10 protein-coding genes are annotated in these 14,910 nt (G+C 36.2%); 6 read left to right on the forward strand and 4 right to left on the reverse strand.

Annotated features, from left to right (window positions below; all coding sequences use genetic code 11):
- The coding region (locus AC33VI_RS09620) for an aminotransferase class V-fold PLP-dependent enzyme (RefSeq protein ID WP_491782047.1) at positions 1-294 on the reverse strand (294 nt) is incomplete at its 3' end.
- A 58-nt stretch (positions 295-352) separates the two neighbouring features.
- Between AC33VI_RS09620 and AC33VI_RS09625 the strand changes: the two genes are divergently transcribed.
- Both AC33VI_RS09625 and AC33VI_RS09630 read left to right on the forward strand, forming a co-directional pair.
- A complete protein-coding gene (locus AC33VI_RS09625) occupies positions 353-1,354 on the forward strand; it encodes a tetratricopeptide repeat protein (protein WP_491782048.1) in 1,002 nt (333 codons plus the stop codon).
- 124 nt (positions 1,355-1,478) lie between these two features.
- Positions 1,479-2,168 (forward strand): MBL fold metallo-hydrolase, encoded by a 690-nt coding sequence (locus AC33VI_RS09630; protein WP_491782056.1) that lies wholly within the window; start codon positions 1,479-1,481, stop codon positions 2,166-2,168.
- Positions 2,169-2,187: 19 nt separating this feature from the next.
- On the opposite strand, the gene AC33VI_RS09635 is transcribed toward AC33VI_RS09630, so the two are convergent.
- Both AC33VI_RS09635 and AC33VI_RS09640 read right to left on the reverse strand, forming a co-directional pair.
- Complete coding sequence (locus tag AC33VI_RS09635; protein ID WP_491782049.1) at positions 2,188-3,612, reverse strand: VanZ family protein; 1,425 nt, start codon at positions 3,610-3,612, stop codon at positions 2,188-2,190.
- A 260-nt stretch (positions 3,613-3,872) separates the two neighbouring features.
- Positions 3,873-5,312 (reverse strand): VanZ family protein, encoded by a 1,440-nt coding sequence (locus AC33VI_RS09640; protein ID WP_491782050.1) that lies wholly within the window; start codon positions 5,310-5,312, stop codon positions 3,873-3,875.
- A 262-nt stretch (positions 5,313-5,574) separates the two neighbouring features.
- Here AC33VI_RS09640 and secA point away from each other — a divergent pair, with 262 nt between their 5' ends.
- The 3 genes from secA (at position 5,575) to AC33VI_RS09655 (ending at position 9,704) form a co-directional block, all read left to right on the forward strand.
- Positions 5,575-8,421 (forward strand): preprotein translocase subunit SecA, encoded by a 2,847-nt coding sequence (gene secA, locus AC33VI_RS09645; RefSeq protein WP_491782051.1) that lies wholly within the window; start codon positions 5,575-5,577, stop codon positions 8,419-8,421.
- Between the two features lie 111 nt (positions 8,422-8,532).
- Positions 8,533-8,868, forward strand: coding sequence for an arsenate reductase/protein-tyrosine-phosphatase family protein (locus AC33VI_RS09650; protein WP_491782052.1), 336 nt, complete (start codon positions 8,533-8,535; stop codon positions 8,866-8,868).
- 281 nt (positions 8,869-9,149) lie between these two features.
- The gene (locus AC33VI_RS09655) at positions 9,150-9,704 is read left to right on the forward strand and encodes a COP23 domain-containing protein (RefSeq protein ID WP_491782053.1); all 555 of its coding nucleotides are present in this window, start codon (positions 9,150-9,152) and stop codon (positions 9,702-9,704) included.
- A 50-nt stretch (positions 9,705-9,754) separates the two neighbouring features.
- Here the strand turns inward: AC33VI_RS09655 and AC33VI_RS09660 are convergent, their stop codons facing one another.
- A complete protein-coding gene (locus AC33VI_RS09660) occupies positions 9,755-11,509 on the reverse strand; it encodes a ShlB/FhaC/HecB family hemolysin secretion/activation protein (protein ID WP_491782054.1) in 1,755 nt (584 codons plus the stop codon).
- 509 nt (positions 11,510-12,018) lie between these two features.
- Here AC33VI_RS09660 and AC33VI_RS09665 point away from each other — a divergent pair.
- Positions 12,019-14,715, forward strand: a complete 2,697-nt coding sequence (locus AC33VI_RS09665; RefSeq protein WP_491782055.1) for a CHAT domain-containing protein — start codon at positions 12,019-12,021, stop codon at positions 14,713-14,715.
- Positions 14,716-14,910: the final 195 nt, after the last annotated feature.

Raw genomic sequence — 14,910 nt, forward strand, 5'->3', positions numbered from 1 at the left:
AATATGCTTGCCTTGATTAAAATAAGCTTCGGCTACCCCCTTAATTGCCAAGTTGTTAGCTTCTGTCGCACCACTGGTAAACACAATCTCTTCAGGAGTGGCATTAATAATCTCAGCAATTTTTTCTCTAGCTTGTTTGACTGCTGCGCCAGCTTCCCAACCGTAAATGTGAGTATTAGTCGAAGGATTGCCAAAATGTTCGGTAAAATAAGGCAACATCGCTTCTAAAACCCTTTTGTCCGTAGGAGTGGTAGCGTGAGCGTCGAGATATATCGGACGTTGGGTATTGGACATTGGTATTGAACGAAGAAGTTATAAAAGATATAGAAGATTTTCCAGCTTTTATTTTAATATGTTTACTAAGCAAGATATTTTTTTAATTTCTTCTATTTTTCTATTTTTTGTATGTTTAATTTCACCTCCTTTTCCCGCTCTACGTAATAATACCAAATCTCGGATTCATCATTTTAATTCCAGTTCTGCTAGAGACTATTTAGAAAGAGGTAATTTTAACTTCAATTACGGAAAATATGAACTAGCTATTGCCGATTACGAGAGAGCAATTGAAATCAATCCAAATTATGTAGATGCTTATGTTAATTTGGCAAGCATCTATTCTAAACAAGAGAAATATCAATTAGCTCTTGCTCATTACAATCGAGTAGTTGCTATTGAGCCTAATAATAAAAATTCTTATCATAATAGAGGTTACTATTACTTTAGCAATCAAAAATATAGTTTGGCTATTGCTGACTTCGATAGGATAATTGAAATCGATCCTAATGATATTGTTGCGTATAACCTTAGAGGAGGTTCATATCTTTATCAAGGAAAACACAATATAGCTATTGCTAATTTTAATAAAGCCCTTGAAATTAATCCTTACTATGTTGATGCTAATTTTAATCGAGCCGATATTTATTATGAACGAGAGAAATACGATCTAGCTATTGCTGATTATAGTAAAATTATCGAAGTTGACGAACATCGCTCAGATCCTTATTTTTATAGAGGAAATGCTTATCTTTATCAAGGAAAATACGATCTAGCCCTTGCGGATTATAATAAGGCGATCGATCTTAATTCTCGTAATTTATCTATTTACAATAATCGAGGAATTATTTATACCGAGCAAGAAAAATACGATCTAGCCATCGCTGATTATAATAAAGTACTTAAAGTTAATCCTGATGATGCCATTACTTATCTTAATCGAGGAGATATTTATATTGAGCAAGAAAAATATGACTTAGCTATTGCTGATTATCAGAAGGCTCGATCTTTATTTGAATCTCAAGGAAAATCAACAGAAATTGAAGAAATAGATGAAACTTTAAAATTACTAACTAATTAACAATTATCGTTGTATATTAGATTGCAATTTTGAGTTAAAAGCTACGATTAAGATCGTAGTTAGTCTTATGAAACAAGATAAAACTAAACTATAAAAACAATAGTAATCAAAGGTGAGGGACAAAATGTTATTTCGCCAGCTATACGATCGAGAATCTAGTACCTATACTTATTTAGTAGCAGATTTAGCCTCTAAAGAAGCAATATTAGTCGATCCTGTTTTGGAATTAGTAGAAAGAGATTTAAAGCTACTCCAAGAATTAAATTTGAATTTGCGCTACTGCTTGGAAACTCACATTCACGCCGACCATATTACAGGGACAGGACAACTAAGAGAATTAACGGGTTGCATGGGTATTGTTCCTGCTAATGCTAATATTGCCTGTGCCGATCGTCAGATTAAGGATCGCGAACAGTTACAACTTGGTTCGGTTATTATTCAAGCGATCGCAACCCCAGGTCATACAGATAGCCATATGGCTTATTTGGTCGATCGAGAACTAGTTTTAACAGGGGATGCCCTATTTATTCGCGGTTGCGGTAGGACAGATTTTCAAAGCGGCGATGCGGGAACTTTATACGATTCTGTAACTACTAAATTATTTGTGTTGCCCGACGATACTTTAGTTTATCCCGCTCACGACTATCGAGGACAGACGGTTTCCACCATTAGGGAAGAGAAACTCTGGAATCCTCGTTTTGCAAATCGCGATCGCCAAAATTTTATTCAATTAATGAATGCTCTCAATCTCCCCAATCCTCAAAAAATTATGGAAGCAGTACCTGCTAACCAACAATGCGGGCGTAAATCCTGAACAGTTAAGATCTTACAATTTAAACATTAGATCGCGATTTTGAGCTTAAAGCTATGAAGTAAATACTAATTAGTATGGCTAGAGGAAATAAAACTAAGCTATGGAAAATGATTTGAGCTTGTAATAAGTTATAGGTTGTCAGATCGACATTCCAATCTTCAACCATCCAAGGTACAAATAGTTTTAAATGAGTTGCAGGCTGAAAACTAAAACTATATTTGGTCGTCGGGCGATCAAGGTAGAAAGTTAATTGGTTTTTGGCAAAGATGACCAATATTTGATGTAAATTTGTATCTTTAAAGAAATTGGGGATAGAAAAACCAGGTTGAGTAGCATTTACCCCAGTAGTAGGAGTACGCAAGCGAAAGACTAAGTTAGATTTTTCTTGTCCCAAAAGGAAATTGCGACTATAAATATTTTCTCCTAAAGAAATAATGCGCGATGGTCCTACTTGTCTGAGTTTATTAGTAGCTAAAATTATACTCAGACTAAATTCTTTAGAGTCTTGTAGTTTTTCAGTTAATTGTGTAGCTGGTAATGATGAAATTAAACTATTTCTAGTTTTAAATAGTACGTTTTTTTGCTTGTGGATTAGACGATCGATCGTAGAATTATCAAGAGTAGTTTGTGGCTGATAATTGATATTGTTATTGGGTAAATCTCGATACCAATGTAAATCTGCTATGTTTCCCGCTCGATCGCGATAGTAAGGATAATAGTCTAAAAATACAAAAGAAGTCACTAAGTTAGACAAGCCAGAAAAAAAAGAATGAGTATCTTGAAAAGCGCGGTCTATTTCTTCTCCCACTAAAGCGCGATCGCAAATATGCAAACTGTTGATATATCCTCGCCAAAATATTTGTCCTGTTGTTTCGCTGGCAAGGGATAGATAGGATTGTTTATTCCAACTATTAAAGTTAATACTATTAAAAAATAAACCGAAAGTAGTAACAAGAGTTAGACAGTAAATAAGTATTACCACTCTCAGAAATTTTAAGTTTATTTGGCGATATTGACGACGAATAGCTTGAAAAAATAATTTACTAAATTCTTCTCGCCAATAATAAAAACTCGTACCAACAACTCCACCTAGGCTATTACAAACAATATCTGAGATACTGGAGGTGCGACTGGGCAAAAATAGTTGTAGTATTTCTATACTACCAGATAAAATAGCACCAAACAGCCAACTAGATAAAATTATCTGCCACCAGTTATATTTTTTAGTTTGAATTATTCCACCCCAAGCAATACCAAGAGGAATGAATAGAATAATATTGCGGACATAATCTTTGATATTAGTTAGTAAATAAAATCTGGCTAATAATTTTTCCCAAGATAAATTTTGAGGAACGATAAAATTAAAAGGAGAAATAGTTGCAATAAAAATTGCAATTAAAGTAGCTATTAATAATAGATAATATTTTTTTTGGCTCTTTAACATTAATTATTTGATTATCTAACCTGAGTTTGGGATAAAAGAATTACTCGAAAAGAATAGTTTTTAGTCTTTAGTTTTTAGTTGGACAATATTTTAATAGCTTAGTTGAAATAGGTATAATCGATCGGTAAGCTAAATACTATATGTAATTTACTTATTATAGATTTTCTTAACTAATAACTAATAACTAAATCGATAGTCAGTAGCTTAAACCGAACAAAGGTTATCTAATTGAAATTGAATTAATAAATATTGAATTATTTCTAGGTTTTCTGGAGATAAGTTGTGTATTTCCATAAGCAAAGTAGAGCTAGAAAACCCAAGGGAATTAAAGTTATGGCAGAAAATTTTATTTTTTGTTTAGTTTGATCAAAACTATTAAGATCGACTTGACGACCGCGATGATTCCAAGGGATAAAAATTGGATAATTATTGAATGAATTAAACTCAAAAGAATATTGATTTTCTGGTTTGTCTAAATAAAAAATAAGACGATCGCTTTTCAATTCAATTAAAATAGTATGAAATAAACAATCATCGATCGCCTGGGAAATATAAAATTCTGGATCGGTAGCATTGCGCCCCGTAATTGGGGTTCGCAAACGAAAATATAAATCTTGTTTTCGCTGTCCTAAAATAATATTTTGGGTGTAAACATTTTGGGCAAGAGAGAATATTCTGGCTGGTCCACCTTGATTCAAATTATTACTGGCAAAAGTAGTCGCAATCGCCAATTCATCATGTTTTTTCAAATGTTGACTTACAGAGGTAGCAGGGACTTGAGTTTTGAGCCAATGTCGGGCATTGAGATGAATAGAATCAGTTATGGGTTGCGATCGATTCAAACATACATTTTCTGGAGGCTTTTGAGAATATTTGGCTGGTTTTGGTGCGGCTTCTACTATAGATTTATTTTGCCAAGTTAGGTCTGGTAGTTGCTGATTTGTGTCCCGATATATTTGTCGATCGCGATCTAATAGCAAACTGACAATCGAATTAGAATCTTTATCAAAAAAGCGATCGCTATTGGTTAATGCGGCTTTGATTTCTTGACGATTTAAACTGCGATCGCTAATATACAAATTTTTAATATATCCATCCCAAGGACGATTGCCAGTTACTTCATTACCAATCGCAAAATAATAATTTTCATCCCAATTACTGAAATTAACGCTTAAAGATAAAATCGAAATGCCCAAGCCAATAGCCAAACAATAACCAACCATAATTATTACTAGCGATCGATAACTCAGGCGATCGATCTTACCAGTCATAACTGCTGCCCAAAAGTAAATAACCTGATGCCGAAAACAGTATAAAATTCCACCACCAAATCCCCCCAAACTATTGTAAATAATATCTGTCAAGTTAGAAATACGACTGGGTAAGAAAAGTTGAGTTACTTCTACACCAGTAGATAATAAGCAACTAGCCAAGAAACTAATAACTATCAATTTTAAAGCTGATTTTTGCCTAGTATTAACAATAATTGCAACGCTAAAACCAAAAGGGATAAACAACAGAATATTTTGCCAATAGTCTTTTAAATTACTACCAAACCTAAACTCCCCAATCATAGATTTTCCTGATAAATCTTGAGGAATTACAAAATTAAATGGAGAGATCGTGGCGACGTAGATAATTAGAAAACTGACAACTAGACCAAAATAACCCCAGTATTGACGTTTGATAGTTAAGTTCATACTCCAACGAAAACATTTTTAAGGATAAATACCTATTTTGAGCGTAGCATTTTCTTTAGATCTTTCTAATTTGCCAGAACAGTTAAAATGGTTAATATCCTTTGCTTAATCGGGCATATGGGTAGAAATCCCTAAACCTCTTATCCTAATGCCAGTGGTAGAATTATTAAATCTTATTAAATAGAGATGCCGAACTAGGCTATTCAAGCTTAGAAAGCAAATATAAGAAAAATCAAAATCGCGATTATTCATAAATACTACTATGCTGAAAAGACTGCTGGGCGATCCTAATGCGCGCAAACTAAAAAAATTCCAACCTTTGGTAGCAGAAATCAATCTCATCGAAGAAGACATTAAAGACTTATCCGATGAAGAACTCAAAGCCAAAACAGTAGAATTTCGCAAACAGCTAGCAGAAGCAAAAAACGACGAAGAAACCAAAGAAATTCTGGAAGATATTTTGCCCGAAGCTTTCGCTGTAGTCAGAGAAGCTGCAATTCGCGTTTTGGGAATGCGTCACTACGACGTACAGCTACTTGGGGGCATAGTATTACATAAAGGACAAATCGCCGAAATGAAAACTGGGGAAGGTAAAACCCTAGTATGTACTCTTCCTGCCTATCTCAATGGTTTGACTGGGAAAGGGGTTCATGTAGTTACAGTTAACGATTACCTCGCCCGCAGAGACGCGGAGTGGATGGGGCAAGTCCATCGCTTCTTAGGCTTGACTGTGGGTTTGATTCAAGCAGGAATGAGTCCCAGCGAAAGAAAGAAAAATTACGCTTGCGATATTACCTACACTACCAACAGCGAATTGGGTTTCGATTTCTTGCGAGATAATATGGCTGTTTCTATGGAAGAAGTAGTACAGCGTCCCTTCAATTATTGTGTCATTGACGAAGTTGACTCCGTATTAATCGACGAAGCTAGAACTCCTTTAATCATCTCAGGACAAGTAGAACGTCCTACAGAAAAATATTTGCAAGCAGCCCAAGTCGCCGAACAACTAATCAGACAGGATGAAGACTACGACGAAGAAGTTAACAGTACAGAAGGCATTGGCGACTACGAAGTAGATGAAAAAGCGCGTAATATTTTAATGACCGATGAAGGTTTTGCCCATGCCGAAGAAATCTTAGGGGTAACCGATTTATACGACCCAGAAAACCCTTGGGCGCACTATATTTCTAATGCTATTAAAGCCAAAGAACTATTTACTAAAGATGTTAACTACATGATTCGCAACGACGAAGTAGTTATCGTTGATGAGTTCACTGGCAGGGTATTGGCAGGAAGACGCTGGAGTGATGGCTTGCACCAAGCGATCGAAGCAAAAGAAGGCGTACCCATTCAAAAAGAGACCCAAACCCTAGCAAGCATTACCTATCAAAACTTCTTCTTGCTCTATCCCACTCTGGCAGGAATGACTGGTACGGCGAAAACCGAAGAAACAGAATTTGAGAAGGTTTATAACCTCCAGGTAACTATCATCCCCACTAATAAACCAGCTAAACGGGTAGACTTGGCGGACGTAGTCTATAAAAAAGAAATTGGTAAGTGGCAAGCAGTAGCGGAAGACACGGCAAATATGCACGAGAAAGGTCGTCCTGTTTTGGTGGGTACGACTAGCGTGGAAAAATCAGAACTAATTTCTCAGTTACTACAAGAAAAAGGCATCGAACACAATCTACTTAATGCGAAACCCGAAAACGTAGAACGGGAATCCGAAATTGTCGCCCAAGCAGGACGCAAAACAGCCGTAACTATTGCTACCAACATGGCTGGTCGCGGGACAGATATTATCTTAGGCGGTAATGCCGACTATATGGCAAGACTCAAAGTTAGAGAATATTTAATGCCTCAAATAGTAGCCCCCGAAGATGATGATTTGATGGCAAGGGTTCCTGGCATCAACATGAGTAAAGATGCTCCCAAAGGCTTTGCAGGGGCTAGTAATGGCAAGAAAGTTAAAACCTGGAAAGCATCCCCTCAAATTTTTCCTACAGAGTTATCTCAAGAAACAGAAAATCTCCTTAAGGAAACAGTTAAATTTGCCGTACAAAAATACGGCGCGCAAAGTTTGCCTGAACTAGAAGCCGAAGAAAAAATTGCTGTGGCAGCAGAAAATGCTCCTGTAGAAGATCCCGTTTTAGCAAAAATCAGAGAAGCCTATAAAGCAGTCCGCAAAGAATATGAAGTATTCACCGAAGCCGAACACAATGAAGTAATCGAGAATGGCGGTTTGCACGTAATCGGTACAGAACGTCACGAATCTCGCCGAGTAGACAACCAATTGCGCGGTAGGGCGGGAAGACAAGGCGACCCTGGTTCGACTAGATTTTTCCTCAGTTTACAGGATAACCTTTTAAGAATCTTTGGTGGCGATCGCGTTGAAAAACTAATGAATATGATGCGCGTTGAGGACGATATGCCCATTGAATCCAAAATGCTCACCAACTCTCTAGAAGGGGCGCAAAAGAAAGTGGAAACTTTCTACTACGACACTCGCAAACAGGTCTTTGAATATGATGAGGTAATGAACAATCAGCGTCGGGCAATTTACGCCGAACGTCGCCGAGTTTTAGAAGGATTGGATCTTAAAGAACAAGTTATTCAATATGCGGAAAAAACTATGGGTGAAATTGTCGATGCTTACGTCAATCCAGAATTACCCCCCGAAGAATGGAAGCTAGATAAAATGGTCGATAAAGCCAAAGAGTTTATCTATCTTTTAGAAGATGTCGAACCAGTCCATCTTGAAGATATGACCGTCAACGAAATGAAAAGTTTTCTTTGCGAGGAAGTCCGCAAAGCTTATGATATCAAGGAAAATCAAATCGATGGTATGCAGCCTGGATTGATGCGTCAAGCTGAAAGATTTTTTATTCTGCAACAGATCGATACTCTCTGGCGAGAACACTTACAAGCGATGGATGCTTTGAGAGAATCTATTGGTTTGCGGGGTTACGGACAAAAAGATCCGCTAATTGAATACAAACAAGAAGGTTATGAAATGTTCTTGGAAATGATGATCGATATTCGTCGTAATGTGGTTTATTCTTTATTCCAATTCAAACCCCAACCTCAACCCCAACCCCAAGCAGTTTAAAAAACTGTTTGTAAATTGAGTAGGGTGGGCGACGGGTCGCTAGTGCTTTAGTGCATTGCCCACTATACTTTTTGTGTAATTTAATTTATTTAGGAGAGAATTACTTATCAGTTGACTATTAATATTTTGTTTATTTGTGCGAAGAATCAGTGGCGCAGTCCGACAGCAGAAACTATTTATCGTCGAGATTCCAGATTCAACGTTTGTTCGGCAGGGATTAATTCTAGTGCCAGAAAAAGAATTAACCAAAAAGATCTTGCTTGGGCGGATTTGGTTTTAGTTATGGAAAATCAACACAAAAAAGCGATCGCAAATCGATATCGAGACTTATATTTACCAGATATTTTTGTTTTAGATATACCAGACGATTATCAATATATGTCTGAAGAATTAATCCTGATGATTCGAGAAAGTACCGAAGCAATTATCGCTCGCTGGAATAGTTAGATAACCGTATTTTTTACGAGAACGCTCTCATCAAAAGTGTTTATTAAATTGATTTTTAGACTCTGCTGTCTATTAACATCGCAAAAACGATTTAATAGACAGTATTTTGTCGGGAATTTTAACTGTCCACTATTTCATAACTTAACAGACATCCCTAGACAAGCTTACTGTTGTTAAATTTAGTTAGTAGAAGACAAAATAATCAACTTTAAAATAGTATAATCCAAATAATACTTGCGTATATACAAATAAACCGCTTTTATTGAACTCAATTATGGAAAATGAAGCGAAAGTATCTTTTATCACTATTTGTTCCTACAACAATTATTTTCAACATAATATTAGAAGCAAATAAACCTGCTACGGCATCAGAAGCTACATTCCACTGTCAACAAAGAGAAGGCAAGCAGAGTACTTTGATTAAATCTAATAATGGATTGGAGAAATCCGTATTTCACTGGAATCTTGATAAATTAGATACTCAAGAAAACCCACAACAATTATGTAACTCGGTTACTCAAAAACTTAATCAGTATTTAATCGATGGAAACGATCCATCGACATTAACATTTGGAACATCTATTACTTTCGACGAGATAGACTCAACACCATTACCTGTTGTTTGTATAGCTGGAGAAGAAAAGCCCTGCCAAGTAATTTTGTTTACACTTAGTGCTTCCGAAGATCCACAATTGGCTGCTAGTAATGCTTTGAACTCAATATTAGATCCTGATTTACAAACTAATCCTGTTAAATCACCAAAACGTGGAGTCCAGCAAACAGCCTATAAAGTTGATATTTGGCAACTATTTGGTTTCAAAAAACAAGACTATTAGTCTTGTGGCTTCATTTGGTTGTCTTGGAAAAGAAAGAATTAACTTGAGAGTTAGATTTTTTTAGAATAGCTAATACTGAAATGAAGTCCATCATCTTGGATACTATCACTAAGAGTATCTAAATCCACTAGTGGAGGAGCATAATCTAATCTAATACTAAGGTCATTTATCGGATTCCAAATAACCCCCAAACCCAAGGCAGCGATAAAGTTTTGATCTGGAAGATCGTTAGGATTATCCTCATTATTCCAAACAGTGCCTAAATCGAAGAAAGGTACGAGGGTAAATTGAGGTTGACCAGTTTGATCTTGAATTAATGTCAGACGATCTTCAATCGAAAATCGCAAACCGTTATCCCCCGACCTGGCATTTTGCCGATATCCTCGTACAGATTTACCACCTCCAACTACAAATTGTTGGGATGGCAGCAAACTATCGGGAGTTAATTGAAACTCAGTTTGAATAACTAAAAAGTTATCGTCATTAAGTACCTGTAACCTTTGAATTTGACCCAACCAACTAAAAAATTGACCGTCAGGAATTGGATCTTCATTATTAGTAGCATCAAAAAGATCCAATCCTAGATTTAAACTAGACCGAAATGCCCATGCCCCAGATGGTCTACGTAATACATAATTTTGCCCAAAGCGAATAACACTAGTTTTACTTACGCCATCTTCATCAGCCCCTTCTCCAAAATTAAAACCATCTTGCAATAAAAAGGTTTGTCCATCTTGATAATCAAATCCCAATGATAATGCCAACTCTTGAGTAGTAGAACGAATAATTGGTTGTCGATAGGACAAGCGATATCGCTCGCTTTCTGCATTAACCTCTAATTCTTCGCCTAAACCATTGATAATTTCGTTGCGATTAATATCAACTTGGGCTGTAATTGTTCCGTTTTTGGCATTAATAGGAACTTGATATTGAAAATCCAGGTTATAGGAATCACCAAAAGCTTCTATCCTAGGATGATATGCTGCGGATATCTTATCTCCCAAACCAGTGACATTTTGATATGCTACTTCAAAATTCAAACGTTCTGAACCGATACTCGGAGGAGAATAATTATCTATACCGAATTTTACTGCTAATGGTTTAGCTGCATCTACCCTAACAATTACAGTACTTTGTCCAATACCGCTACCAGCAGTTATTTTGGCTTCAATATTATCAATTAAAGGATCTATCCTTAATAATCTTAGTTGTTCCTCCAACTTACCTGTATTTAGTGGAGTTGCAGCACCTAATTTAACCCGAGAACGAACATAGCCAATTAATCTATCTGCACCAAGAACTTTTATTTGTTCGACTGTTCCTTCAATAATTTCAATTTTGATATTTCCTGTTCGTAGAGAGTCAGCAACAATAATGGCTCTTGAAGTGATATAACCTTCTCTAAGGTATAGCTGGGTAATCTTATCTGCAACTATCTCAAGTTCTGCTAAGGTCGCCTTTTTTCCTTCTAAGGGTTCGGTAATAGATTGAAAGTCCTTTGGTTGAAAGATTGTACTACCTAACACCTCTATTCTTTTGATATCGATCGACTTTAGCTCATCCCTAGATCTAGTAGACGGTAAAGTTGGTCTTATTCTTACTGGGGATTTTCGCTCGGGATTAGAGTGAGGAGTAAGAGGTGTTAATGGTTCTTGATTAACTTGAGATAATAAAAAAAAAGTCTTTGGTTTTTCTCTGACTACTGAATTACTTGTTTGAGCGTGGCAATCAAAGCCAATTGAACTTAGTAGTCCCAACCAAGTAATAAATAAGTACTGATAGTATTTATTATTAGCAAAAAGCATAACTCTGTAAGCACAAATCTAAAATAATTATTAAACTTACATAGATTTTTCAACTTCTTAGAAAGAAAAGTATTTAGCTAAAAAATCTATTCAATAAAGTCACAATACAAAGATAGCTAGAAATCAAACTGTGTTTCACATATAAATACAAAAAAAAACACAATTGTGCACGCGAAGTTGTGCTTTAAATTAAAAAAAGTAAATATATATTACTTTTGTTGTACACCAATATTTAATTAACGCATATACCTATAAATTGGACTCAAAATAGCAATGTATCTTTTGGGCTTGAATTATTTAAAACAGTTATATTCATCTATAATGTATATTTTAACGCATTTAATGAATCGAATTAGTTCTAATTATATCTCAATATCAGCGCATATAAAATATAGCAGTTGTTGCTCAAATTAATTTACTAAATCTTAGTAAGAAGACGACGCTAAAAATAAGCAAAACTAGTAAATTTATTGTTTAATACACTTCTCCGTAAAGTAGCCTAAACTATTATGCTTTACTTACAAAATATCCTGAAAAATAGCACTCTCATTTGGCTTTTGAATATTTCTAAGACAGGAAGTATTTTATTTCTAACAACTACCTTTTTAAGTTTGAAGATAAAGGCTGTTGAAGCTCAATCTGTAATTGAAGCTGAAGATGGAGTAGGCACAATAGTCGAACAAAACCAAAATACGATAGATATTACTGGTGGTACTCAAGCAGGAAATAACCTATTCCATAGTTTTGAAAAGTTTGGGCTGTCAGAAGGTCAGACTGCTATCTTCTTCTCCAATCCTGAGATTGCTAATATTTTGGGTCGTGTAGTTGGTAATGAAGCATCGATTATTGATGGTCTAATTCAAGTAAATAGCGATACTAATTTATTTTTAATGAACCCAGCAGGGATTATTTTTGGCGAAAATGGAAGCTTAAATGTTTCAGGTGATTTTTTTGCCACAACTGCTACTGGGATTGGCTTTGGAGAAGGAGACTTTTTCAATGCTTATGGCGATAACAATTTTTCTGCTTTAACAGGAAATCCGTTTCAATTTGCTTTTGATGGTTCATCTGATGATCCTCCAAGGGGGATTGTCAACGCAGGAAATCTAGCTATAGATAAAGATATAAATTTAGTTGCTGGAAGTGTCATTAGTACGGGAACTATTAGTTCTAGCCAAGGAAATATAACTATTTCTTCAGTTCCCAACTCTAGCTTAGTCTCTATCGAACAGGAAGGAAATTTACTTAGTCTAGAAATAGATCCTCCCAGAGATGTCAACGGTGAAATAATTCCTTTTAGTGCGGGAGATTTACCTGAGTTACTGACAGGCAATATCTTAGTCAATGAGGTTGGTGGTGAAAATGTAACAATTCAAGCCCATGATGGGGGCGTATTGGTAGGAACGGAAGATACTTTTGAATCCAGTTCTTTTTTGCCAGAGATTACTCCATTCGATGGTAGTATCTCAGCCAATAATCAAGTCAGCTTAATAGGAACTGAGGTTTTCATAACCGAAAATAGTATATTAAATGCGGAGAACGCGATCGTTCAGCCTGATAGTAACGAACAAAATCAATCCAACAACGAACAAAACCTTCAAGTACAAGTATCTAATGAAGACGGTGCAACTGGAGATCGGATTGAAGGCATCGATCTTATTGACGATGATGTTCCTAATATAGATATACCAACAGGAATAATACGAGATAAACCACGAGTAGAAACCGTAATTGAGCCTTCTGAAGAAGAGTCAGAAACAGTTCGTCGTGAAGGAGTTTCTCCTTACGATAATGAAACTTCTAGTGCGTTAGAAAATGAAACCAATATTTCTCAACTTGTTTTTCAACCAGAAAACCAACGCTCTCCCAAAACGGTATCCCAAACGATCCAAACTCTAGATGAATCTTTTTCCAGAGACTACTTAGATTACTATGCTCTTAATGAACCGACAGATCCAGCGAATCAAGGTTCAGGAAATAATAATGGTGGCAAAAATCTACCCAATCCAGATTTTTGGAATAGTGAGGATGAATTAGAAATTTCTTTAGCGCAGATCAAACAAGTGCTGAAGAAAATTGAAGAAGCTACTGGTGCCAAACCTGCTGTAATTTATGGAGCTTTTTATCCTTCACAAATAAGCTCAAAACGTTCTCAGCCAAGTATTCTACCCCAAGACGATGATGAATTAGAGTTAATTGTAGTTACCGCAGAGGGAGAACCCGTCCGCAGAAGAGTAAAAGGAGCAGATAGAATTGAAGTCGAACAGACTGCAAACCGTTTTGCCAATAGTGTTTCTTACGAACTGCCAGAGGAGGAATATTTACCACCTTCTCAGCAATTATATCAATGGCTAGTCGAACCTTTAGCTAAGGACTTAGAAACCAAAGAAATAGATAATCTAGTTTTTATTCTAGAAAGTGGAATTCGCTCAATTCCTTTCGCTGCATTGCATGACGGAGAAAAGTATTTAGTAGAAAAGTATAGTGTCGGCATGATGCCCAGTTTTCGGCTAACTAATACTATCTATCAAGATATTCGAGACTTAGAACTACTGGCGATGGGAGCAGACACTTTTAACGATAGAGAACTCGATCCCCTACCAGCAGTTCCTACAGAATTGGATATCGTATCTCAAAATTTGTGGACTGGCAAATCATTTTTGAATCAGGATTTTACCATTGATAATCTCAAACAAACTCAAAGTAGTAGTCCTTTTGGCATTCTTCATCTAGCTACCCATGCAGAATTCAAGCCTGGTGAACCATCTAATTCTTTTGTTCAATTTGGCGATCGCAAATTGAGATTAAACGAAGTTAGAGAGTTAGGACTGAACAATCCGTTGGTAGAACTAATTGTTTTGAGTGCCTGCAATACTGCGGTAGGAGATAAAGATGCAGAATATGGCTTTGCTAGCCTAGCCTATCAAGCAGGAGTTAAATCTGCTTTGGGCAGTTTATGGTACGTCAGCGACTCGGGAACATTGGCACTAATGTCCAAATTTTATAGCGAACTGAAAGATTCCCCAATCAAAGCCGAAGCTCTACGACGCGCTCAAGTAGCCATGATTAAAGAAAAGGTTCGCTTAAAGGATGGCAAGTTAATTGGAGAGGACTTTGAATTCGATCTTCCTGCTGGAATTTCTGCCGAAGAATTAACCCATCCCAGCTATTGGAGTCCTTTCACGATTATTGGTAATCCTTGGTAAAGCTGACAGGGATTAGTTTTTGGATATTACTCAAATTGAAAGCTTTCACTTGCCCGTAAACATAAAGGTTTTTTCCCAGTATTTTAATTAATCTCAATGTAGGAATATTGTAACTATGGATGAACTAGACCTTATAAATTTATCAGTAAGTATTAATGAAAATGGCATCGCTACCTTAACAGGAACAGTTGAAAA

This window comes from Waterburya sp. (assembly GCF_058530065.1).

What these genes read in the sequence shown, in the direction of transcription:
- AC33VI_RS09625 (WP_491782048.1), top strand. Translation starts at nt 353, where the DNA reads ATGTTTACTAAGCAAGATATTTTTTTAATTTCTTCTATTTTTCTATTT.
- AC33VI_RS09630 (WP_491782056.1), top strand. Translation starts at nt 1,479, where the DNA reads ATGTTATTTCGCCAGCTATACGATCGAGAATCTAGTACCTATACTTAT.
- AC33VI_RS09635 (WP_491782049.1), bottom strand. Translation starts at nt 3,612, where the DNA reads ATGTTAAAGAGCCAAAAAAAATATTATCTATTATTAATAGCTACTTTA.
- AC33VI_RS09640 (WP_491782050.1), bottom strand. Translation starts at nt 5,312, where the DNA reads ATGAACTTAACTATCAAACGTCAATACTGGGGTTATTTTGGTCTAGTT.
- secA (WP_491782051.1), top strand. Translation starts at nt 5,575, where the DNA reads ATGCTGAAAAGACTGCTGGGCGATCCTAATGCGCGCAAACTAAAAAAA.
- AC33VI_RS09655 (WP_491782053.1), top strand. Translation starts at nt 9,150, where the DNA reads ATGAAGCGAAAGTATCTTTTATCACTATTTGTTCCTACAACAATTATT.
- AC33VI_RS09660 (WP_491782054.1), bottom strand. Translation starts at nt 11,509, where the DNA reads ATGCTTTTTGCTAATAATAAATACTATCAGTACTTATTTATTACTTGG.
- AC33VI_RS09665 (WP_491782055.1), top strand. Translation starts at nt 12,019, where the DNA reads ATGCTTTACTTACAAAATATCCTGAAAAATAGCACTCTCATTTGGCTT.